Raw genomic sequence first — 23,218 nt, forward strand, 5'->3', positions numbered from 1 at the left:
ATTAATCAGGGATGGGCAGGGCGATATGATGCCAGATGGGCCAGTTGAAGCAGAACCGGGCTCCGCCGAGATCGCTTGCTTCACATCTCACGTCGCCGCCCAGCGCCTGGGCGATAGAGTGGACGATCGCCAGCCCGAGGCCGCAGCCGCCGGTGGCGCGGTCCCGGCTCGGGTCGAGGCGTACAAAGGGCTCAAACACCCGCTGGCGGGCATCTGGCGCGATGCCGGGGCCATCATCCTCTACCGACAGCGTGGCGCGGCTGCCGTTCAGCTGCAGCGAGATGCGCAGGGTGTTATCGCTGTAGCGCAGGGCGTTGTTAACCAGGTTATCCAGCACCCGTTCCATTAAACGCATATCCAGCGCGCCATAATCGCCGTTCATGCTGTCGATCAGCAGCGTGCGCTGCGGATTGACGCTCTGCACGTCTTCAACGTAGCTGCGCAGCCAGGCAGGCAGGTCCGGGGTGGTGAGCTTCAACTCGTTTTGCGGACGGTCGAGGCGGGCGTAGGTCAGCAGCTCCTCGATCAGCGCCTCAAGCTGGCCGATATCGCGGTTCAGCGCCAGCGACTCCGCGGCGGTCAGGTTTTCACTCATCTCCAGCCGGTAGCGTAGCCGCACCAGCGGGGTGCGCAGCTCGTGGGCGATACCGTCGATCAGCTGCTTCTTGCTGGCGATCAGGGCGTTAATGTTGTCCGCCATCTGGTTAAAGGCCACGCCCAGACGCTCAAAGCTGGAGGCGCTGTCGAAGTGGATCCGCTCGGTCAGGTGCCCGTCGCCAAAGCGCTGGGCGGCGGCCTCGAGGCGCAGCATGTCCTGCCAGTGGGGGCGCATCCAGATAAACACCGGGAAGGCCAGCGAGATGGCGATAAAGGCCAGCAGGGCGATATCCAGCAGACGCATCTGGTGCAGGAAGTAGAGGTAGGGCACCGGGCCGACCGCCAGCACATAGTGGCTGCGCGGAATACGCTGGATAAAGGTGTACTGCTCGTCCAGCGCCACGATATCACCGCTACGAAGACGCTGCATGGTCGGGGCATCCAGGTCGTACTTTTTCAGCGGTTCAATGCGCAGTTTGAATGACAGGTTCAGATCCAGCTGTTTGATAGTGCGCGCCCAGTCGTGCGGGGGGATCTCACGCAGTTCGCTGCGCATCAGATAGAGCGAGCTTTTCATTAAATCATCCAGCGACTGTCTGCCCGCGCGCTCGGCGGTGAACTTGTAGACCAGCCCGACCAGCATGGTCATCACCAGAAAGCAGACAAACAGCAGGAGGTAAAACTGCACAAACAGCTTTTTCATGAAAGTACCCGAAGGAAGTGTCAGATATCCCAGGCGTGTGGCGCGAAGAGATAGCCTTTGTTACGCACGGTTTTAATGCGGAAGGGTTCGGTGGCGTTATCCAGCAGCTTTTTACGCAGGCGGGAGATGGCCACGTCCACGCTGCGGTCCATGCCATCGTAGCTGACGCCGCGCAGGTTTTTCAGCAGCGCGTCCCGGTCCATGATTTGTCCGGCATGGGTTGCCAGCTCCCACAGCAGATCGAAATCCGCCGTCGACAGCGCGACCTGCTCGCCGGACAGCAGCACCTGGCGATTCACCGGGTCAATGGACAGGGTGCCGAACCGCAGGGCTTTGTGCGGGGTTAACAGCGGAGCGGGAACCTCACTGGAGGCCGCAACGTGCTGGCGCAGATGCAGGCGCAGGCGCGCGAGCAGCACCGCCGGTGGGGTGGTTTTGAGAATATAGTCGTTGGCGCCCATCTCCAGCGACAGGATATGGTTCATATCGCTGTCGAGGGAGGTCAGCAGCACAATCGGGCCCTGCCAGCGGGCACGCAGATCGCGGCACAGGGTCATGCCGTCTTTACCGGGCAACATAATATCCAGCAGCACCAGATCGGGTTTTTCCCGCGCCACCACCTCTTCAGCGCGGTCGCCGCGCGGTTCGACGATGACGTCCATATCATGTTTACCCAGATAGGCAGCAATCAGCTGGCCAACTTCGGGTTCATCCTCAACGTATACGATCTTGTTCATAGCACGTCTGTGTCTGCGGAAAAGGCCAACATACACCGCGCAACCTTAACCTTCCATTAATCGTTCGCAAATTATTGCCGTTCCGTTATGCTGCCCGGCATTGTTATTTAGTTGTTAAGGGAAAAGGGATGGGGTTGTTTATTAAAGCGGCGATAGGCGCGCTGGTGGTGTTATTGATTGGGATACTGGCGAAAACGAAAAACTACTATATCGCCGGCTTGCTGCCGCTGTTTCCGACCTTTGCTTTGATAGCCCATTATATTGTCGCCTCCGAGCGCGGCATCGAGGCGCTGCGCACCACCATTATCTTTGGGATGTGGGCGATTATTCCTTACTTCCTCTATCTGCTCTCGCTCTGGTATTTCGTCGGCGTAATGCGTCTGCCCCTGGCGCTGGGCGGGGCGGTGGTCTGCTGGTGCCTCAGCGCCTGGGTGTTAATCTTCTGCTGGAGCCGCTTTCACTAACGTAACGGCCGCCCGCCGTCGACGCCAAACGACCGGCCTGTGACGTAGCAGCTGGTGAAAATGTAGTCGATTAAGTCGATCACCTCTTTTTCACCGGGGGCGATCTTCATCAGCGATTTATTCAGCGCCTGCTGGCGATAGTCGGCATCGTCGTGCTCGTTAAACAGGATCAGCGACGGGGCGATGGCGTTAACCTTCACTTCCGGCGCCAGCTTGCGGGCAAACGAGCGGGTCATGTTATCCAGCGCGGCTTTGCTGGCCGCGTAAGCGATGTGCTTATCGCTGCCGCGCTCCACCACATAGTCGGTGAAGTGGATGATGTCGCTGGCGGCGTGGCCGTGCCCGCGCAGCAGATCCTGCAGAGCATGGTTAAGCAGATAGGGGGCGTGAACGTGGATCTGCAGCATGCAGGAGAGCGTTTCGCTGAGCGAGGTCCCCGGGGTTTCTGACATCCACGCGCTGGCGTTATGAATGATGGCGCGCAACCCGGAGGTTTCAGATTTAACCCGTTCGGCAAACGCCAGGATACCCTCATCCGTGGCAAAATCGGCCTGAATGCAGGTCGCACCGGCCTCGCACAATGTCTGAATCGCCGGATATTTCGTGCGATAGCTGATAATGACAGGCTGGTGAAGATTCAAAAAATGGTGGGCAAGCGCGAGGCCGATGCGACGGCCTCCGCCAGTAATCAGGATCGGGAGCGGCTTTGCGTGTCCCATCGTATTCTCCTTAACCGTTCGACGATGGGAAACGGTCACTTATCCCATCAGCATCCACGTTGCCGGTAATGCGGCAACCAGTAACATTCCAATCAACACCATTTCACGGCGCTTCAGCGCGTGTTGCAGCTGGTGCGTGCGACGGGCGTAAATGAACACCAGCAGCCCCGGCGCATAAAGTACCACAGAGAGCAGCAGATGCATCGGGCCGGAGGCATACAGCAGCCATAAGCCATAAATACAGGCCCCCATCCCCACAACGGTGTGCATCGGGCGGGTAGCTATTTTTAGCAAATATGCGCCCACCAGGAAATAGGGTACCAGAATCATCTCGGAGGCGATGGTTAACAGCGTGTTATAGTCCGAACCTGTGAGCCAGATCAGCACCAGACAAACCTGCACGCTGATGTTGGTCAGCCACAGCGAGGCGGAAGGCGCACTGTTTTTGTTCTGACGGGCAAACAGACGCGGAAACGCTTTATGAGTGGCGGCGAGGAACGGCACCTCTGCCGCCATAATCGTCCAGCTCAGATAGGCCCCGCACACCGACACGATCAGACCGGCGGCAATCACCACTTCGCCCCAGGACCCCATCATCTTCACCATCAGACCTGCCATCGACGGGTTACGCATCTCCGCCAGTTCAGGACGGGCCACCACGCCCAGGGAGAGCAGGGTGACCAGCAGATAGACCCCCAGCGCAGCCAGCACCGCCAGCAGCGTGGCGCGACCGACATCCTGTTTATTACGCGCCCGGGCCGAAACCACCACCGCGCCTTCCACCCCGATGAATACCCACAGGGTGATGAGCATGGTGTTTTTCACCTGCTCCCAGACCGGGACCCCCAGCGCCACGCCGGTAAAGTCCATGCTGAACACATCAAGACGAAACGCGATAAACGCCAGCACGACAAACAGCCCCAGCGGCACCAGCTTCGCCAGGGTGGCGACCAGGTTGATGCTCGCCGCGGTCTGCACGCCGCGCAGAACGAGGAAATGGACAAACCACAGCAGCACCGAGGAGCCGACGATGGACTGCCAGGTGTTGCCATCGCCAAACAGGCGCAGTTCTGGGGTATCGGTAAAGAAACTCAGCGCAGAGAAGACGATCACCAGGTAAGAGACGTTGGCGATCACCGCGCACAGCCAGTAACCCCACGCGGAACAGAAGCCCACCAGCTCACCAAAGCCTTCACGGGCGTAGGTGAAAATGCCGCCGTCGAGATCGGGACGGATACGCGTCAGCAGCAGCATGGCGAAGGCCAGCAGCAGGATCCCGGCACCGGTGATCCCCCAGCCGATAAGCAGCGCAGACGGGCTGGCAACGGCAGCCATATTCTGCGGCAGACTGAATACGCCTGCACCGAGCATGGAGCTTAAAACAAGCGCAGTCAAAGCGCTCAGGCCAAGTTTCTTTTCCATTGGCTTCCTTTTTAAAAAGGGTCAGATCCAGAATAATTATTTCGTCGAAGCGCATAAAAATGGTGGATCACACTAAGGCGCGGGATTTTACGGAGTGTCACGAAGGCATGCAATCAGGAAGGGAGGAATTCTGCGTAAAAAGCGAAAAAAAAGGCGGCATTACGCCGCCTCTCAGTCACTGTTTACTTATTTGTACAGGTCGGCGCTGATGGTCATGTTATTACCGCGTTCCTGCCACTGGCGGGTGATGTGGTAATACTTGGCCCCTTTCTTCGCCGCACGCTTCGCCACCTGGTAGGAGACTTCGGTCATATTGGCGTAGTTACCGGTGAATTTGATGCTGTCGAACGGCACCATCTGCGCGGCAGTGGCGTTGTTCAGCTCTTCAATTTTGGTGCCGTCGGTCAGGGTCACGCTGTAACGGCCGCCTTTGGTGGTCTGGGTTTCAAAGAAACGACCCACGCCGGCAACGGAGGCGCCAGGTGCTGCGCTGGTGGCCACGCCCGGGATTTCCACTTTCTTCGCTTCTTCGCCGCCTTTGGCAACGGCTGCACGGCCGGCATCAGAGTCAGCCGGGATCGCATCCGGGCTCTGCAGGACACGTTTTTTAGCGTCTTTTTTGTAGATATAGGCTGTGATGCGCTGGTTGCCGCCATCGTTGGCATCGATCTGACGAACGATGTAGTAAGAATCAGCCCCTTTCGCCTTCGCGGCTTTGGTGATGGCTTCGTTCACATCCGGCTGGCTGCGGTAGAAGCCCTGGACGGTGACGGTATCATACGGCTCAAGCAGAACGGCCTGCTCTTTCGGCAGCTCCATTACGCCGTTGATGACGCGGTTTTTTTGCTCATCCGCTTTCGGGGCATTGTCTTTATACAGCGCAACGAGCACGCGCTGGTTACCGCTGTTGCCATAATCGGAGTTATCCACGACGTAAAATGCGGCGGCGCCCTCTTTATCGGCGCGTTTGGAGGCGGCAGCAACCGCGTCGCCAATTGCGTTAAAACGACCTACGATCAAAACGCGATCGTAAGGTTTCGTTGCAGCCGCTTGCTCTGGCGTTAACTCTGTCGCGGCATTGGCAGACAGGGCGGTCGCAGCAAGGAGTGCGGACGCCAGGAGAGTGTTCTTAAGCTTCATAAAAATAATCCTTCGCCTTACGCAAACCAGGTACTGGTGTAGTTGTTAATTTGAAAACGTTGTCGATTATTGCATTTAACACCTGCCGCTGTCTGCGGCATTTTTTGCGGCGGGTGCGGACTAAGTCGCCAAAATATATAACATTTAGTGATATGTTGAAAAAATACGCGTTTGACCAGTAAAACTCATAAAGCATATAACTTCCACTGGTTGATTTAATGTTAATAAGTTGTTTCTTGCTGGGGCTATATCGTGTTTTTGCCGCTTCGGCTGAGCTAAACATCGGCCCTGGCGGGGAAATAAAGGCAGATATGCCTGTCTGAGACGCCGATCGCTTATTTTTGACAGTTAAAGTCATAAATAGTGTTTTCTTGCTGTGGATCACAGGCGGTATTTTCAGTAGGTTATAGAAAGTTTGTTACTGTTTTATTTTCTGCGGGTAAGCGTGAGTGGCAGGTTAAGTCATGCCACTGCTGTCGTGTACCCGTGATGAATGTTCGACAAACCATCATCAAAAACCGATGGAAGGGATTACTATGCGTATTGGGGTACCAAGAGAACGGTTTGCCAATGAAACCCGCGTAGCGGCAACACCAAAAACGGTGGAGCAGCTGCTCAAACTGGGTTTTACCGTCGCGGTTGAAAGCGGCGCAGGCAAGCTGGCAAGTTTCGATGACGAGGCGTTTATTCAGGCTGGCGCAGAAATTGTAGACGGCGATAACGTCTGGCATTCGGACATTATTCTGAAGGTCAACGCACCGGAAGAGAATGAAATCGCACTGCTCAATCCAGGCACCACGCTGGTGAGCTTCGTCTGGCCGGCGCAAAACCCGGAGCTGATGGAGAAGCTGGCGGCGCGCGGCGTCACCGCGATGGCGATGGACTCCGTGCCGCGCATCTCGCGTGCGCAATCGCTGGATGCCCTGAGCTCAATGGCGAATATCGCGGGCTACCGTGCCATCGTCGAAGCCGCACACGAATTTGGTCGCTTCTTTACCGGGCAGATCACCGCGGCGGGTAAAGTCCCGCCGGCGAAGGTGATGGTTATCGGCGCAGGGGTTGCCGGTCTGGCCGCCATTGGCGCGGCTAACAGCCTCGGCGCTATCGTCCGTGCCTTTGATACCCGTCCGGAAGTGAAAGAGCAGGTGCAGAGTATGGGCGCCGAGTTCCTTGAGCTGGACTTCAAAGAAGAGGCCGGCAGCGGCGACGGCTACGCCAAAGTGATGTCTGAGGCCTTTATCAAAGCCGAGATGGCGCTATTCGCCGCCCAGGCGAAAGAGGTGGATATTATCGTTACCACCGCGCTGATCCCGGGTAAACCGGCACCGAAGCTGATCACCCGCGAAATGGTCGACTCTATGAAGGCCGGGAGCGTGATCGTCGATCTGGCGTCGCAAAACGGCGGCAACTGCGAATACACCGTGCCGGGCGTAGTCACTACCACCGCTAACGGCGTGAAGGTGATCGGTTATACCGACCTGCCGGGCCGTCTGCCGACCCAGTCCTCCCAGCTGTACGGGACCAACCTGGTTAACCTGCTGAAGCTGCTGTGCAAAGAGAAAGACGGCACCATCACCGTTGATTTTGACGACGTGGTCGTGCGCGGCGTGACCGTGGTTCGCGAAGGTGAGATTACCTGGCCGGCACCGCCAATTCAGGTCTCCGCCCAGCCGCAGGCGGCAGCCAAAGCTGCTCCGGCACCTAAAGAGCCTGAAAAACCGGCCTCGCCGTGGCGGAAATTTGCCTTTATGGCGCTGGCTATCATTCTGTTCGGCTGGCTGGCAGACGTGGCACCGAAAGAGTTCCTCGGCCACTTCACCGTCTTCGCGCTCTCCTGCGTAGTGGGTTACTACGTGGTCTGGAACGTCTCCCATGCGCTGCATACGCCGCTGATGTCGGTCACCAACGCCATCTCCGGGATCATCGTGGTCGGGGCATTATTGCAGATTGGTCACGGCGGCTGGGTCAGTTTCCTCAGCTTTATCGCGGTACTGATCGCCAGTATCAATATTTTCGGTGGCTTCACCGTGACTCAGCGCATGCTGAAAATGTTTCGTAAGGGATAAGGGGTAACCTATGTCTGGAGGATTAGTTACAGCTGCATACATTGTTGCCGCGGTCCTGTTTATTTTCAGCCTCGCGGGGCTTTCAAAACATGAAACGTCGCAGCAGGGTAACAACTTTGGTATCGCCGGGATGGCGATTGCGCTGATTGCCACGATTTTCGGGCCGGACACCGGCAACGTCGCGTGGATCCTGGTGGCGATGATCATCGGCGGTGCGATTGGTATCCGTCTCGCCAAACGCGTTGAAATGACCGAAATGCCGGAACTGGTGGCGATCCTGCACAGTTTCGTGGGTCTGGCGGCGGTGCTGGTCGGCTTTAACAGCTACCTGTATCACGAGCCGGGGATGGAGCCGATTCTGGTGAACATCCACCTGACCGAAGTGTTCCTCGGCATCTTCATCGGTGCGGTGACCTTTACCGGCTCTATCGTGGCGTTCGGCAAGCTGCGCGGCAAGATCTCCTCTAAACCGCTGATGCTGCCAAACCGTCACAAGATGAACCTGGCGGCGCTGGTCGTCTCCTTCGTGCTGCTGGTGGTATTCGTGCGTACCGACAGCGTGGGCATGCAGGTGCTGGCGCTGCTGGTGATGACCATCATCGCCCTGGCCTTCGGCTGGCACCTGGTGGCCTCCATCGGTGGTGCAGATATGCCGGTGGTGGTCTCGATGCTGAACTCCTACTCCGGTTGGGCGGCGGCAGCGGCGGGCTTTATGCTGAGCAACGACCTGCTGATCGTCACCGGTGCGCTGGTGGGCTCCAGCGGTGCGATCCTCTCCTACATCATGTGTAAGGCGATGAACCGCTCGTTCATTAGCGTGATTGCCGGGGGCTTTGGTACCGACGGACAAACCTCCGACGGTGACGAAGAGGTGGGTGAACATCGCGAGATCAACGCTGAAGATACCGCTGACCTGCTGAAAAACTCGCACTCGGTGATCATCACCCCGGGCTACGGCATGGCGGTCGCACAGGCGCAGTATCCGGTAGCGGAAATCACCGAGCGTCTGCGTGCCCGTGGCATCAAGGTGCGCTTTGGTATTCACCCGGTTGCCGGGCGTCTGCCGGGCCACATGAACGTGCTGCTGGCGGAAGCGAAAGTGCCTTACGACATCGTGCTGGAGATGGATGAGATCAACGACGACTTCTCCGATACCGACACCGTGCTGGTGATTGGCGCGAACGATACCGTTAACCCGGCCGCGCAGGACGATCCGAAGAGCCCGATCGCCGGTATGCCGGTTCTGGAAGTGTGGAAGGCGCAGAACGTTATCGTCTTCAAACGCTCCATGAACACCGGTTACGCTGGCGTGCAGAACCCGCTGTTCTTCAAGGAGAACACCCACATGCTGTTTGGCGATGCCAAGGCCAGCGTGGATGCGATTCTGAAAGCGCTGTAATCCGGCAACGCACCCTAATAAAACCGCCCATCTGGGCGGTTTTCTCATTTCTGCAGGCTGTACACGCTCACTGTCTATACTTTCCTTTTTTGTGTAAAGGGAGAAGGGACATGCAGTTTTTGTCACATTTCGATTTTCTGACGTTAATGATGACCCCCAGATTCTGGATTGGTTTTGCCACCGTGACGGTGGTCACCCTGCTGATCTACTGGCTACTGAAACGCCTCATCACCTTTGTCCATAAGGGCATCACCAGCTGGGGCGACAAACATCCCGCCACCCACAAGATGCATTTTATCCTCACGGAGATACTCAACAGAACCAGCCGGGTTCTGCTGTTCGTGGTCGCCTTTCTGTTTAGCCTGCGATTTGTCGAACTGCCGGATCGCCTTTACGGTGCCCTGAGCCACGCCTGGTTCCTGGTGCTGGCGATTCAGGTGGCGCTGTGGATGGATCAGGGGGTGGTCTCCTGGCTACGGCACGTGATGCTGGCCCCGGGAAGCCATAAAAACCCGGTCACCCTGGTGATCACCGGGATGATCCTGCGGGCGATTGTCTGGTCCGTGATGCTGCTGTCGATTCTGGCCAACGCCGGGGTGAACATTACGGCGCTGGTGGCAAGCCTTGGGGTCGGGGGTATTGCGATAGCGCTGGCGGTACAAACCATTCTCAGCGATGTCTTCGCCTCGCTCTCCATTGGCTTCGACAAGCCCTTTGAGATCGGCGATTTTGTGGTGTTTAACGACGTTGCCGGGACGGTGGAGCATATCGGCCTCAAGACAACCCGTATTCGTAGCCTGAGTGGGGAACAGATTGTCTGTGGTAATGCGATCCTGCTTCAGCAGACGCTGCATAACTACAAGCGGATGCAGACCCGTCGTATCGTCTTTACCTTCGGCGTGGCCAGCGATACGCCGCCGGAAAAGCTGCGGATCATTGGCGATAACGTGAAGAAAATTATCACCGACATTGGCGAAACGCGCTTTGACCGTGCTCATCTGCTGGGCTTTGACAAAGACCGGCTCACCTTTGAAGTGGTGCATATCGTCAACACGGCGGATTACAACAAGTACATGGATATCCAGCAGGAGATCAATATTCGCATTCTGGAGAGTCTGAATGATGAGGGAGTGAAACTGGCCTTGCCAAGCATGGTACTGCATGCGCCCTGGATGAAAGAGGGCGAGGGCGCGCAACATTCCCCTCAGCCCGCCATCGAGAGCTAAAAAAAAGCCCGCCAGTTGAACTGCACCCAAAAATTGAACAGTTCATGTTAAGCGGCTTTCATGGACTGAGTCCGGTATTCAACCGGACTCAGTCCATGAAATTTCAAGCTTATCCGCTCGTTGTTGTAGTAGGAGCCTGAAGCTCAGTGCAAATAGAACTCACATTCAGAAATTATGGTAAGCCGGGATAAACAAAAAATCCTTATTAGATCCATTCGTTTGTGAGGACCTTAGTTATCTATATGGCTCTGAATTAAGCTTAAGGCAAATTTCATCCACCATCAGTTATATGATTTTTCCGGCAGACCTATTTCGACTGTTTCAAGAGACTTGAGCATGTAGGGGGTGAAATCGATTTCTTTTCCATTTTCTTCATCAATGATTGATCCTGAACCACAGAATGCTGAATAGCTCTGGTTTTGTATAAGGCAGAATGACAGTTTTTTCTTCACTCCTTTCTGCTTTTCCTCTAGGGGAATATTGCTGTCTATAACCGCATAGCCACGGGTATTGATAGACTGAATGTTATACAGCTCCAGAGGCTGCAACTCGTTCAGGTTGTTGATACCATAAACGACCAGAGAACGCCGGGTTTCTTCTCTGTTCCGGTTATATTTTTTCTTTTTCCACAGATCCGTTTTTTTATCAAAATAGACCTTTTCAGTAAGCGACCTGTTTGGGCCGTATCCGTCTTTGATTACATCAACAGGAAACAGGCAAAGCCAGGATGCTGAAGGCGGGTATTTATTATGCTCTGCTGGGTAGAATAATTTTAATGAAACCATTCCGCAGTCAGCCGTGTTCGCCAGGTAGTTGCCTCTGTGTAATGTTAGCTGGTCGAAAGACAACTCACTGAAGCTGTCTGGCGTGGTTATCTCCGGCGTTATTTTTCCTAAGGAAAAAAAAGGGATAACCACTAATAGTAATAATTTCTTCATCAGCCTCTCCTTAGCTGGTCTGATTCGGGTTTTTCGTTGACCGGGTTGTTATGGCTGTCCGGGAATTTCTGCTCGGTAAGGACGGCTATCGCGCTGCCGTAGACGCAGCAGCGGGTATCAAAACCATTCAGCCCCTGATATTCGGTGTTGCTCACCTGGTTTGGCAGGTTAACGGCGGCGCTGGCCCGCCAGAAGGCCGGGCTGCGGTAGTAAATCTTTATACCACTCCGTCGGGGAGTGACGCTGCACCGCTCTAGCACGTGTTCGGCATCAGCGTAGGGGGACATATCCCTTGCCACCCAGTAAAACCCGGCGCTGCTTGCCGCCTCATGGCGGTCGCTACTGACGTTATCCCGCCATCGGATAATGTTCTCAGGGACGTGGTTTTCCGCATCAGAAAGGTGATTATTCGAGTAGCGAAGGGGCCGGTGTGCATAAAGACGATTATATTCGTTTATCAGAGTGTTCGTGATATTTTCAGGGCAGGTTCGTCCTCTGAAGCTGAAATACTCGAAGTAATTCACTGGACTGGTAAGCTGTAACAGGCCACGTCCGTACCACGGGTAGTACCAGATGTTGTATCGTCGGATGACCTGATGCGTGCGCGGGTCTGTTTCCGTATAGCGGTAACCTTCCTCCATCGTCCCGAGCCAGCCCGTCTCCTGAATGCCATTCCCTAGGAAACAGGCAATGCGCAGTGGGGTAGTTATCAGGTGTTTCTGCATTGTCCTGTTTATATGCGTACGGATATTGTCCGCAATGCTGCCGTTGCCGTCCCGGTAGGTGATGGCCTCCCAGCGGTAATCATTCCGTCCGGCCATCCTTAACGCGTTCCGGGGAACAAGCTGCTTCAGCTCTGACTTGCTCAGCCAGCAGCATTTGCGGAAATGGGTGATGAAGGCCTCCGGATGGAAATGCCATAACCGGCCGATGCCATGTTCGCCCGTGTCAAAACACAGCGCTGAGACATGACTTTTCAGCCGTTCATAGTTTTCTTCAGACATGGCCGGAACATCGTCAGAGCCGGTCCTGAGCCAGGCATAGCGCTGGTCAAATGTGGCGGCATTCCATTCCAGCGGGAAATGACAGATCAGACGGCTTTTCAGATCGATGAAATGTTCGCTGTCCTGTAATCCGGCAATAAGGGAGGAATTACACTGACTGTTGTTGTCCGTGTCATCGTTCACCACCCGCCAGCCCGTCCAGTGCGGGAAGTCGGCATCGCTGAATTTTTTAATGTCAGGGGAGGCCAGATTGACCATGCCCGTTCCTCCGGGGTAGCTGACGGTACGCCACAGCGGGGCATCAGCAGGCGTCAGGGTTTCATATTCTGCACTGATGACCCGGCCGAAGCGGAGCAGCTCGAACCCGGCAGAGGGATTCTGGGGGTAAAGACGTCTGGCTGTCCTGTACAGATTGTATTCATATTTCAGATATGTCTCAGCAATCGAATTGTCTGCTGGACTAGCATCAGTATTGGTCAGCGGCTCCCCCACAGTGTCGAAGCGTGCCTCGGTGGTGGTGTTTTGTCTGCGGGTGACCATAGTACAGTCGCCTTTTTCGAACGTCATGCTGACGAACAGCGGTTCGGCACTGGTATGAACGGCATTCAGACGGTCCGTGCCCGGTGAGGCAGCGTCAGGTACCGATTCGTAAAAGCGTGTACCGGGAGGCTGATAAAAATGGATATCGCCGTAAACGGTGTCGATTCTGCCGTCACGGGTGATATCGAGTTCGGGCGTGGTGCGTCCGGTCAGTTTCAGCATGTTTTCGTTGTCGCAGAACACCTGAAAATGAAAGGCATTGGTTTCGCTAACCATACCACTCTGCCCGATGCGCTCCTTACGCCAGATTCTTGCTCCGACACTGATTGAGGGGTCCAGTCGGTTCATGAGGTGCATGTACAGGGAGTAATACACGACACTACAGTTTTCACCGATATCGGTTTGATGCTTCAGCAGCACATATCCGTCATCGGTTCTGCCATCATAATTCAGCGGGAAAGTATCGCGTTTGTCTGTGGAAGACGGAGAACGAAAAGAAACAACTTCCCCATCCGCAATGGCGCGAACAAACTCAATGCGATCATAGCCTTCTTCACCATCGCGGTCAGTGTGGAGAACATGAACGCCACCGTGCCATGACGCGCGCCGGTTGAGCGGGAAGTCCCGGTTGGTATCCACGGGCATCATTCTGCTGACCCATGATGGCTCACTTTCTCCGGCGTTCCGGGGACGGATAAACGGCGGACTGATTATCATATTGACTCCCTGTCTGATCTATAGAATCCATAAAAGCGCAGAATAGCGCAATTTCACTTAAGAAAGCATTGTTCGCTGGCAAAGAAAATGCGGAATACCTATGCCTTACAAGATATTTTATAGACCGGGGTGCGGGCTATTTCTGATGCATCCAGGCCTTCCTGCCGTAGAGCTAGCATCTGTTCCCGGTTGACTGTTAGCCGCCATGCCGCATCGTTAAGCACAGACGCCTGTTTGGGTTTTGTCATGAACTTTCGGCTTGCAGATTTAACGCTCAAGAGTTCTTTCGGGCCGGTCTCTTTATAGACATAGACCCAGTGCCGAACAACGGCTTCATTTGAGATATTAAACCGTGCTGCAGCTTCGCGCATCGAAAGTTCTTACTGAGAACATTCCCGGCAACAACCAGCCGGAACGCTGGCGAATGGTGGTAATTTTTCGAGGGGATGCCATCGATGCCGTACAATTGCCAGGCTCTGACCCAGCGAAGAACAGATGTTCTCTCAATACCAAAAAACGCGGCTGTATGCTGTTTTCCATCCTTATCTGAAAGGTAGTGATGAGCGACCTCCAGTCGAAGCTCGAGGGAATATTTTGGCTTTGCCATAAAAAACTGCACCTTACTCAGTTGGGTATCCAACATTTGGGGTGCAGTCCTTTCAGGCGGGCTTTTTCGCTGTTAATCGTCTTCGTCGTCGTCCAGCTCAACCGGGGTTTGATACTGGTCCGGCTTAATCACCAGCAGGTCGCAGCGCAGATGATCGATCACCTGTTCCGCCGTGTTGCCGAGGAAGGCGGCAGAGATACCGGTGCGGCCGATGGTGCCCAGCACCACAATACCCGCCTGCAGATGCTCTGACAGATCCGGGATGACCTCTTCCGGCAGCCCTTTCTCGACGTGGGTTAACTTCTCATCAATACCGAATTTTTGGCGCAGCGCTTTCATCGCCAGCAGATGCTGCCCGCGAATGGCGTCGTTATAGACGCTCGGATCAAATTCCGGGAGTTCGATGGCAATGTTAATCGGGGTAATCGGGTAGGCCCCCACGAGGTGGACTTCGGTATGGTTGACCTGCTCGGCCAGGTGAAGCGTCTCTTTCACCAGTTTTTCGTTCAGGGCGTTGTGGTAGTTCTCTTCGCTGGCGAGATTCACCGCCACCACCGCTTTACCGCCTTCCGGCCACGGCTGGTCTTTCACCATCCACACCGGGCATGGGCATTTACGCAGCAGGTGCCAGTCGGTCGGGGTAAAGATCACCGCTTCCAGCTTGTCGTGCTGGTGGGCCATCTTCAGCAGCAGATCGTGTTCGCCGCTCACCACTTCCTGGATGATGGCTTCAAAGGGACGGTTGTGCCAGACCACTTTGATCTCAATGGGGACACCGGCCTCAAGATAGAATTTTGCCTGCTCGCGGATCCACGCGGTACGCTGGCTGATCACTCCCTGACGCATAGCGGTGCGTTCGTCAGGCGACAGAAGGGTGGTCATTTCGTAAGAAAAGTCATATATCGGCAGAAACGCTTTAATTCTGCCACCAATCCGTTGATGTAAATAGACAGCTCGTCGTAACGCCGGTTGATCGTCCTGATTAGGATCGATGGCCACCAGCATGTTTTGATACTTTGCCATACAGGTCTCCTTACTACTGTCACCACAGTCTGTAATTAAAAGAGTAACCTATATATCTGAAATGAAACAGGGGGGGAAGATTTGCCAGATCAATAAATCAGTAAAATTACCGATCTGGCAGAGGATTTTTTGAGGACGTTATGCCACGTTACGCGAGTGGCCCGCCAGCACCGCCAGCGCTTCACCGTTTTCGATGGTGATGTATTTACCTTTCACCGCCAGCATGCCGCTTTTCTGGAAACGACCCAGCAGACGGCTGATGGTTTCCACGGTCAGGCCCAGGTAGTTACCGATGTCGCCACGGGTCATGGTCAGGCGGAACTCACGCGGTGAAAAACCACGCTCGGCGAAACGACGGGACAGGTTATAGATAAAGGCCGCCAGACGCTCTTCAGCATTCTTTTTGGACAGCAGCAGGATCATGTCCTGGTCGCCTTTGATCTCACCGCTCATCAGACGCATCATCTGCTGGCGCAGGTTCGGCATTTTGCCTGACAGATCGTCCAGAGTTTCAAACGGGATTTCGCAAACCATTGAGGTTTCCAGCGCCTGAGCAAAGCTCGGATGGTTACCGGTGCCGATCGCATCAAAGCCCACCAGATCGCCCGCCAGGTGGAAGCCGGTGATCTGCTCGTCGCCCTGTTCGGTGATGGTATAGCTCTTGATGGTGCCAGAACGGATAGCGTACAGCGATTTCAGTTCGTCTCCCGCTTTAAACAGCGTCTGCCCTTTCTGAATCGGCTTTTTACGCTCGATAATATTATCAAGCTGATCAAGCTCGTGCTCATTCAGGGTAAACGGGATACAGAGCTGGCTGATGCTGCAGTCCTGACAATGGATAGCACAACCGCCAGACTGAATGCGTCGAATAATTCGCTTTTCCGGGATCATAGGTTTGCTCAAGCCTTAATTGATATTGGTCAATTTTAACATCTTTTTGGACCCTGCGTAAGCCTGGTAAACCATCAATCAGGACAAGAACCGTGAATGCGCTAGCATCTTCTTGAAATTCCACAAATTAGCTGCGGACTTTATCACTAACTTAAGGAAAATTAAGCACTAAAAGCCTGGATCTACAGCAGCAAATACCCTTCGTGACGCAGCAACCACTCCTTGCGCTGCACGCCGCCAGCATAGCCGGTGAGGGTGCCGTTGCGGCCAATCACGCGGTGGCAGGGCACCACGATACTGACCGGATTAGACCCGTTAGCGGCACCCACGGCGCGCGCTGCGCCCGGGCGACCCAGCTGTGCGGCCAACTGACCATAATGCATCACCTGGCCGCAGGGAATGGAGCGCAACGCCTGCCACACTTCACGCTGAAAAGGGGTGCCGGCCGTGGCGGTCGGCAGGGTGTCGATAATGCTGAGATCGCCCTCGAACCAGGCGGTCAGCTTATCGCTAAGCCCGCCCGGGTTGCGGGCGCTGATACGCTCATAGCCCTGCGCCCGGTAGTGGATATTGAGCAGTTCCACCATCCGGTTGCTGTGCTCCTCCCACTCGACGGCGCGCAGGTTAAATTGCTCATCCGCAATTACCCACAGCGGCCCCAGCGGGGTGGCTATTTTATCTTCGAGTAATCTCAGCATGTGTGCTCTTCCTTAGTTCAGTCGCGGGTACACCCCCCGGCCCGATGGGCAGGCCGACAAGATACCACGCCACCAGCATCACCAACCATACTCCTAAGAAGATAAGCGGATACGGCAGCACCAGCGAATAGTAGGTACCCAGTTTGGCCTCGGGCTTGTAGCGCTGGAGGAAGCCTAAAAACAGCGGCACGAACGGCGACACCGGGGCCAGCGGGATCACCGACGAATCCGCTACCCTAAACAGGATCTGCGCAAACGCCGGGTGGAAGCCCAGCAGCATAAACATCGGCACGAAGATCGGCGCCAGAATCGACCAAATGGCCGAGCCGCTGGCGATAAACATGCACAGCAGGGAGGAGAGCAGCGCCAGACCAACGAACGCGGGCACGCCGCTCAGCCCGGCGGTTTCCAGCAGGTCGGTCAGGCCCACCGCCATAAACTTGCCCATGTTGCTCCAGTTAAACATCGCGACAAACTGCGCCAGCGGGAACACCATTACGATAAACCCGGCCATCTCTTTCATCGGCTCGATCATCAGCTGCGGCAGATCGCCCTGACGACGCACTTTCCCGGTGGCAATGCCGTAGGCCAGCGAGACGACGAAGAAGAACAGGATGATCAGCGGCACGATGCCTTTGATAAACGGCGAGGGCAGCACGGTGTGCTGCACCGGATCGCGCAGGATGCCGTTCTCCGGCACCACCATCAGGGCGATGGCGGCGATAAACAGCAGCGACACTACTCCGGCAACGCGCAGCCCGCGGCGCTGCTCCGGCGACAGCGCATCCAGCTTCTCGTCGCTGCTGCCCTGCCATTTGCCCAGACGCGGCTCCACGATCTTATCGGTGATCAACCCCCCCGACAATGGTCAGCACAATCACCGAGCTGGCCATAAAGTACCAGTTGTCGATCACGCTGACGTGCATCGCGGCATCGATGGTTTTGGCCGCTTCGGTGCTGATGCCGGAGAGCAGCACGTCGGTGGTGACGATCAGCAGGTTGGCGGTAAAACCACACCCGACCCCGGCGATGGCCGCCAGCAGGCCCGCCACCGGATGCCGTCCGACGGCGAGGAAGATCAGCGCCCCCATCGGCGGCATGATGACCAGCGCCGCATCGGATGAGATATGGCTGAAGAAGGCGATAAACAGCACCATATAGCTGGCGTAACGCGCGCTGACGTGGGACGCCATTTTTACCATCAGGGCAGGCAGCAGGCCGGAACGTTCGGCCAGACCGGCACCCAGCACCAGGGCCAGGATCGCCCCCAGCGGGGCAAAACCGCTGAAGTTTTTAATCACATTCGGTAAAAACCAGTGCAGCCCCTCAACGCTGAGCAGGTTTTTGACCTCCACCAGGTTGCCATCGGCCGGATTACGGGCGCTGACGTTAAAGGCCGACAGCACGGCGGTGGTCACCGCCAGGATCACAATCAAATAAACAAAAAGCAGGAAAGGGTGCGGCACTTTATTGCCGATCCTTTCAACCCAACCATAGAGCTTGCCGGTGGGGGAATGCGAAGGTATGGATGACATACTCATGGGCGTTCCTCGGGAGTGTTGTGTTGTGGTGTTTTATTATTTTAAAGGTGACGGTGTCACGTTTTTTGGGATCGGGCAAACGTACGGTTTTTCATTTATCTGTTGTGTAAACTCCTCGCGGCAGGCGGCCAGCAGCGCCGGATCCTGCAGCAGCGCCAGGGCGGTCGCCCCCATCACCTTCCCGGCCATCAACATCCCTTTATGGGCGATGGAGGTGCGGCCCTGGGCCACCAGCTGCCAGGTGTGCAGCGGCGTACCGACGGTAAAGCAGGGGCTGAAGCACTGAGCAACCGGCATTTTCCAGCTGACGTCGCCTACGTCGGTGGAACCCGCCAGCACGTTATCGGTGATGGCGTACGGAGCCACCTCATCAACCAGCAGGGTCTGCTGATGGCGACGGGCAAAGTGCTTTCCGTCTTCCCCGCCGGTGGCAGCGATATTTTTCAGGCTGTTTTGCAGATCGTTATCGGTCAGGGTGGCGCGGATCTCCGCCGCAAAGGCGCGTTCTTCATCGCTCCACGTCGGGGTGCCGTAATGCTGCAGGGCGCTGTACATGGCGGCCTCCAGCGTGCGGTTCGGCAGGTAGCTGGAGCAGGCTTTATCGAAGCGGCGTTCGACGGTGGTTTCGGTCATCAGCGCCGCACCCTGGGCAATCTTTTCGATTCGCTCATAGATCTGCTGCGCGTCGGCCATCTCCGGGGCGCGGATCAGATACAGCACTTCCGCCTGGGCCTGCACCACGTTCGGGGAGATGCCGCCGGTATCGGTGATGGCGTAGTGGACGCGGGCTTTTTCAATAATGTGTTCATTGAGGAAGTTGGTGCCGGTGGTCATCAGCGTAACGGCATCCAGCGCGCTGCGCCCCAGATGCGGGGAGTTAGCGGCATGGGCGGCGGTGCCGTGAAAACGCCACGCCCCCTGAATGTTGGCTAAGGTGCTGACGTTAAACATCCCGGCGAAGGCTTCCGGATGCCAGGTGACCGCGGCGTCCACATCGTCGAACAGCCCCTCGCGCACCATAAAGGTTTTACCCGATCCGCCTTCTTCGCCAGGGCAGCCATAAAAGCGCAGGGTGCCGCTGCCGCCGTGCTGCTCCAGCCAGGACTTTGCCGCCACCGCAGCCGCCAGCCCGGCGGTGCCGAGCAGGTTATGCCCGCAGCCGTGACCGTTGGCCCCTGGCGTGTCGGTCTGCGGGGTGGCGCAGTGCGCCTGTTGGCTCAGGCCTGCCAGCGCATCGTACTCTCCCAGAATGGCGATCACCGGTTTGCCCGCGCCGTAGCTGGCAATAAAGGCATTCGGCACGCCGCCAGCCTCGCGGGTCAGGGTAAAACCGGCCTCTTCCAGGGCGCTGGCCAGCCGTTCGGCGGACCAGTACTCTTCAAAACGGGTCTCAGGGTGATCCCAGATCTCATCGGCAATGTCGGTGAAGTCCTGACATCGGGTGTCGATGGCATCCTCAACAAAACGGTAAATGCTCTGCATTACACACCTCGCGTCCACGGGAAGTTAAGCGCGATACGCGCCAGGGTTTCGATGGCGATCGGCATCACCGTCTCGTCGAAATCGAATTTTTCGTTGTGGTGCCCGGCGCTGAGGGTAGTGCCAAAGACCATATAGGAGGCGAGGCCGCCGTTCTGCTGAACCCGGGCCATCATCAGGGTGGCATCTTCCGATCCGGCCGGGGCTTTCACTTTGTCGATGGCCTGTTCGACACCGGCCACCTGCGACGCCTGCTCGCGCAGATAATTCACCCACGCCGGAGAAGGCTGGCTTGAGGTCGCCGCGCCCATCAGCCGCAGTTCGGTACTGACGCCGTGCATCGCCGCCGCCCCGTCAATCACCGCTTTCGCGCGCTCAAAGACGTACTGGTTAATGGCCTCGCTCTCGCCGCGGGTCTCTACCTTCAACAGCGCGCTGGCGGGGACGACGTTACGACCGCTGCCCGCCTGCATCACTCCGACGTTCACGCGCGACGCGCCTTCGCTGTGCGGGGCGATGCTGTGCAGGCCAATGGCGGCCTGGGCGGCGGCCAGCAGGGCATTGCGACCCTCTTCGGGCTTGCCACCCGCATGCGCCGCCACGCCGGTGAAGCGCACGTCAAATTTGGTGGTGGCCATAAAATTATCGCTGCCGCAGATCACGGTACCCGCCGGCACGCCGGTGCCAATGTGGATGGCGGTGAAGTAGTCCACGCCGTCGAGCGCGCCGGCGGCAACCATGGCCCGCGCGCCGCGGGTGCCCTCTTCGGCAGGCTGGAAGATGAGTTTGATGGTGCCGTTCAGCTGCGCGCGGTACTGCATCAGCAGGTGCGCCAGCCCGAGGCCAATGGTGGTGTGGCCGTCGTGGGCGCAGGCATGCATCATGCCGCTGTTGCAGGAGGCAAAGCCTTCCCGGACAGGGAGATGATCGTCCTGAGCGGATTCATCCAGATCCAGCGCGTCCATGTCGACCCGAAACGCGAGGGTCGGCCCCGGGCGGCCGGTATTCAGCGTGGCAACAATGCCGGTAAAACCGCCTTCAAAGGCGCTGAGCCATTTTTCCGGTGCCCCTTGCTGACGCGCGCGGGCAAAGGCCTGGGCCAGGGTGGCCTCGTCGGGTAGACCCATCCGGCTGTCAGCATCAACCACGTCGCGACCCATCGCCAGCTCGTAGCCCAGTTGATCCAGCACCTCTGCGACTTTTGCCGCGGTGCGGAACTCCACCCAGCCCGACTCCGCAAAGTGATGGAAATCGCGTCGCCATGCGGTGAGTTGTGGAAAGAGAGTTTGCAGGTCCTGCGCCAGTGTATGCATATCGTTTCCTGTCATCATAAGAATATGTGAACTGCTTCACACTGTGATAGTTTTTACTTATCACTAACCGTTTTTTCACAGATTTAACCGTTCGTGGCTTACCCTGGCACAATCAATTCCATTACAGTAGATGACAGTTTCTTTACTCTGATAAACAACGGTTATCGGTGCGGACATGACATTCCAGGTAAAATTTCATCAGCTACGGGCCTTTGTCGAAGTGGCACAGCAGGGGAGCATCCGCGGGGCGGCGAGGGTGTTGAACCTGTCGCAACCGGCGTTGACCAAATCGATTAAAGAGCTGGAAGAGGGCATCGCGGCGCAGCTGTTTATCCGCCGCAGCAAAGGGGTGACCTTAACCGAGTGCGGGGAGAGTTTTTACCAGCACGCCAGGCTGATCCTTGAAGAGTTACGCAGTGCCCAGGACGACATTCGCCAGCGGCAGGGCCAGCAGGCCGGGCAGATTAATATCGGCATGGGAGCCAGTATCGCCCGCCTGTTAATGCCCGGGGTCATTAACCGTTTCCATCAGCAGCACCCGCAGGTGAAGGTGCGTATTATGGAAGGACAATTAGTTTCGATGATTAATGAATTACGCCAGGGGGAGCTTGATTTTACCATCAATACCTATTACCAGGGGCCGTATGATCATGAATTCACGTTCGAAAAATTGTTTGAGAAGCCTTTTGCGATATTTTGTCGGGCAAATCATCCGGCAATAGGCGCTGAATCTATTAGTGAATTACTGAAATATAGCTGGACGATGCCGACGCCGCGAGGCAGTTATTATAAGCAGCTGGAAGAGATGTTTTCCCACCGGGATCAGATCCCCCATATTGGCGTGGTATGTGAAACCTTTTCGTCCTGTATTAGCCTGGTGGCGCAGAGTGATTTTCTCAGCATACTGCCGCAGGAGCTGGGCTGCGACCCGCTGTTGGCCAACAGGCTGGTGATGTTGCCGGTGAAAGAGCCGTTACCGAAAGCGACCTATTACCTTATTCAAAGAAGGGATTCCCGACAGACACCGTTGACCACCTCATTAATCACACAATTCAGACGTCATGCCCGGCAGGTTATTTATTAAGCAGTGTACGCATAAAAAAATGGAGTCCGTCGACATCCAACAGACTCCACAGTACACACAGCATTGCTCCACATGCAACTCTGCTTATTATTTCCGTTGTGCAGATAACTTCATATATAACATCTTTTAGTGATAAATAAAGAAATTAACGCAACAGCTTCATAAAAATTTAATGTAAGTCATAAAGTTAATCAATAATAAAAATTTATTTTAGTCTGGATACACAACCAATTAAATTTAGTTAATTAATTATTGTTTACGGAATGTTCAACAGACCCGCAACGCCGCATTGAGCCCCGTGAAAGGGGCAGGTATAGTAGCCTGTCAGTTAAGCAGGAGGATGCCATGAACCCAGACGATAAATCGCTTTTTCTCGACGCGATGGAGGATGTCCAGCCTCTCAGGCACCGTGCCGACGTCCACTGGCAGCCCGCCTCAACCCCGCGCACCCGCCAGCCTGTGGACACCAGCCAGCTCGATAATTTTCTCACTACCGGCTTTCTGGATGTCATTCCCCTGGCAGAGCCGCTGGCGTTTCAGCGGGAGGGGGGTGCAGCTGGGGGTCTTCGACAAGCTGCGCTCGGGTAAATACCCCCGCCAGGCGAGCCTGACCTTACTGCGTCAGCCCGTTGAGCAGTGCCGCCAGCAGCTGTTTACCTTTATCCGCCAGGCGGAGCGCGACGGCTTGCGTAACCTGATCATCATTCACGGTAAAGGGCGCGACGATAAGTCTCACGCCAACATTGTGCGCAGCTATCTGGCGCGCTGGCTGACGGAGTTCGAGGCGGTGCAGGCGTTTTGCGCGGCCCAGCCGCACCACGGCGGCAGCGGGGCCTGTTATGTGGCGCTGCGCAAGTCCAGCGAGGCGAAGCTCGAAACCCGCGAGCGGCTGGCTAAACGCAGCCGTTGA

Annotated in this window: 18 protein-coding genes and 3 pseudogenes; 6 read left to right on the top strand and 15 right to left on the bottom strand. The window is 56.2% G+C overall.

Features of this window, described 5'->3' with window-relative positions; translation table 11 throughout:
* Position 1 precedes the first annotated feature (1 nt).
* Together rstB and rstA are read right to left on the bottom strand one after the other, a co-directional pair.
* Complete coding sequence (rstB, locus tag AAHB66_RS10160; protein ID WP_347116096.1) at positions 2–1,300, bottom strand: two-component system sensor histidine kinase RstB; 1,299 nt, start codon at positions 1,298–1,300, stop codon at positions 2–4.
* Positions 1,301–1,320: 20 nt separating this feature from the next.
* Entirely contained in the window at positions 1,321–2,037 is a 717-nt protein-coding gene (gene rstA, locus AAHB66_RS10165; protein ID WP_347116098.1) for a two-component system response regulator RstA, read from the bottom strand.
* Positions 2,038–2,165: 128 nt separating this feature from the next.
* Between rstA and AAHB66_RS10170 the strand changes: the two genes are divergently transcribed.
* Positions 2,166–2,501 (top strand): GlpM family protein, encoded by a 336-nt coding sequence (locus AAHB66_RS10170; protein ID WP_347116099.1) that lies wholly within the window; start codon positions 2,166–2,168, stop codon positions 2,499–2,501.
* Here the strand turns inward: AAHB66_RS10170 and folM are convergent.
* The 4 genes from folM to AAHB66_RS10190 form a co-directional block, all read right to left on the bottom strand.
* Positions 2,498–3,220, bottom strand: a complete 723-nt coding sequence (gene folM, locus AAHB66_RS10175) for a dihydromonapterin reductase (RefSeq protein WP_347116100.1) — start codon at positions 3,218–3,220, stop codon at positions 2,498–2,500. The genes AAHB66_RS10170 and folM overlap by 4 nt on opposite strands.
* A 39-nt stretch (positions 3,221–3,259) precedes the next feature.
* Positions 3,260–4,642, bottom strand: a complete 1,383-nt coding sequence (locus tag AAHB66_RS10180) for an amino acid permease (protein ID WP_347116101.1) — start codon at positions 4,640–4,642, stop codon at positions 3,260–3,262.
* Positions 4,643–4,828: 186 nt separating this feature from the next.
* Positions 4,829–5,782: a DUF1471 family protein YdgH gene (gene ydgH, locus AAHB66_RS10185; RefSeq protein WP_347116102.1), complete on the bottom strand. Its 954-nt coding sequence runs from the start codon at positions 5,780–5,782 to the stop codon at positions 4,829–4,831.
* Positions 5,772–6,140, bottom strand: a complete 369-nt coding sequence (locus AAHB66_RS10190) for a hypothetical protein (protein WP_347116103.1) — start codon at positions 6,138–6,140, stop codon at positions 5,772–5,774. Before AAHB66_RS10190 ends, ydgH begins: the two co-directional genes overlap by 11 nt.
* Positions 6,141–6,318: 178 nt before the next feature.
* Here AAHB66_RS10190 and pntA point away from each other — a divergent pair, with 178 nt between their 5' ends.
* From pntA to AAHB66_RS10205, 3 genes are all read left to right on the top strand, one after another.
* A complete protein-coding gene (gene pntA / locus AAHB66_RS10195) occupies positions 6,319–7,848 on the top strand; it encodes a Re/Si-specific NAD(P)(+) transhydrogenase subunit alpha (RefSeq protein ID WP_347116104.1) in 1,530 nt (509 codons plus the stop codon).
* A 10-nt stretch (positions 7,849–7,858) separates the two neighbouring features.
* Positions 7,859–9,247: a Re/Si-specific NAD(P)(+) transhydrogenase subunit beta gene (pntB, locus tag AAHB66_RS10200; protein WP_337015255.1), complete on the top strand. Its 1,389-nt coding sequence runs from the start codon at positions 7,859–7,861 to the stop codon at positions 9,245–9,247.
* Positions 9,248–9,357: 110 nt separating this feature from the next.
* Positions 9,358–10,473, top strand: a complete 1,116-nt coding sequence (locus AAHB66_RS10205; protein WP_347116106.1) for a mechanosensitive ion channel family protein — start codon at positions 9,358–9,360, stop codon at positions 10,471–10,473.
* 47 nt (positions 10,474–10,520) lie between these two features.
* Here AAHB66_RS10205 and AAHB66_RS10210 read toward each other — a convergent pair.
* The 9 genes and pseudogenes from AAHB66_RS10210 to AAHB66_RS10250 form a co-directional block, all read right to left on the bottom strand.
* Positions 10,521–10,604, bottom strand: a pseudogene (locus AAHB66_RS10210) (IS3 family transposase); the annotation flags it as partial.
* Positions 10,605–10,754: 150 nt separating this feature from the next.
* Complete coding sequence (locus tag AAHB66_RS10215) at positions 10,755–11,411, bottom strand: hypothetical protein (RefSeq protein ID WP_347116107.1); 657 nt, start codon at positions 11,409–11,411, stop codon at positions 10,755–10,757.
* Positions 11,411–13,672: a M23 family metallopeptidase gene (locus tag AAHB66_RS10220; RefSeq protein WP_347116108.1), complete on the bottom strand. Its 2,262-nt coding sequence runs from the start codon at positions 13,670–13,672 to the stop codon at positions 11,411–11,413. The genes AAHB66_RS10215 and AAHB66_RS10220 overlap by 1 nt, the downstream gene beginning before the upstream one ends.
* A 679-nt stretch (positions 13,673–14,351) precedes the next feature.
* Positions 14,352–15,302 carry a universal stress protein UspE gene (uspE, locus tag AAHB66_RS10225; protein ID WP_347116109.1) on the bottom strand — a complete coding sequence of 317 codons (951 nt, stop codon included), beginning with the start codon at positions 15,300–15,302 and terminating at the stop codon, positions 14,352–14,354.
* A 138-nt stretch (positions 15,303–15,440) separates the two neighbouring features.
* Positions 15,441–16,193, bottom strand: coding sequence for a fumarate/nitrate reduction transcriptional regulator Fnr (gene fnr / locus AAHB66_RS10230; protein ID WP_032617879.1), 753 nt, complete (start codon positions 16,191–16,193; stop codon positions 15,441–15,443).
* Between the two features lie 182 nt (positions 16,194–16,375).
* The gene (ogt, locus tag AAHB66_RS10235; protein WP_307762692.1) at positions 16,376–16,891 is read right to left on the bottom strand and encodes a methylated-DNA--[protein]-cysteine S-methyltransferase; all 516 of its coding nucleotides are present in this window, start codon (positions 16,889–16,891) and stop codon (positions 16,376–16,378) included.
* Positions 16,869–18,432, bottom strand: a pseudogene (gene abgT / locus AAHB66_RS10240) (p-aminobenzoyl-glutamate transporter). The gene ogt and the pseudogene abgT overlap by 23 nt, the downstream one beginning before the upstream one ends.
* A 36-nt stretch (positions 18,433–18,468) precedes the next feature.
* Positions 18,469–19,914, bottom strand: a complete 1,446-nt coding sequence (locus tag AAHB66_RS10245) for a M20 family metallopeptidase (protein ID WP_347116110.1) — start codon at positions 19,912–19,914, stop codon at positions 18,469–18,471.
* A complete protein-coding gene (locus AAHB66_RS10250; RefSeq protein ID WP_347116111.1) occupies positions 19,914–21,224 on the bottom strand; it encodes a M20 family metallo-hydrolase in 1,311 nt (436 codons plus the stop codon). The genes AAHB66_RS10245 and AAHB66_RS10250 overlap by 1 nt, the downstream gene beginning before the upstream one ends.
* Positions 21,225–21,399: 175 nt before the next feature.
* Here AAHB66_RS10250 and AAHB66_RS10255 point away from each other — a divergent pair, with 175 nt between their 5' ends.
* The gene (locus tag AAHB66_RS10255; RefSeq protein WP_347116112.1) at positions 21,400–22,308 is read left to right on the top strand and encodes a LysR family transcriptional regulator; all 909 of its coding nucleotides are present in this window, start codon (positions 21,400–21,402) and stop codon (positions 22,306–22,308) included.
* A gap of 345 nt (positions 22,309–22,653) precedes the next feature.
* A pseudogene (gene smrA / locus AAHB66_RS10260) lies at positions 22,654–23,218 on the top strand (DNA endonuclease SmrA).

Source organism: Leclercia sp. S52 (genome assembly GCF_039727615.1).
Taxonomy (GTDB): Bacteria; Pseudomonadota; Gammaproteobacteria; order Enterobacterales; family Enterobacteriaceae; genus Enterobacter; species Enterobacter adecarboxylatus_B.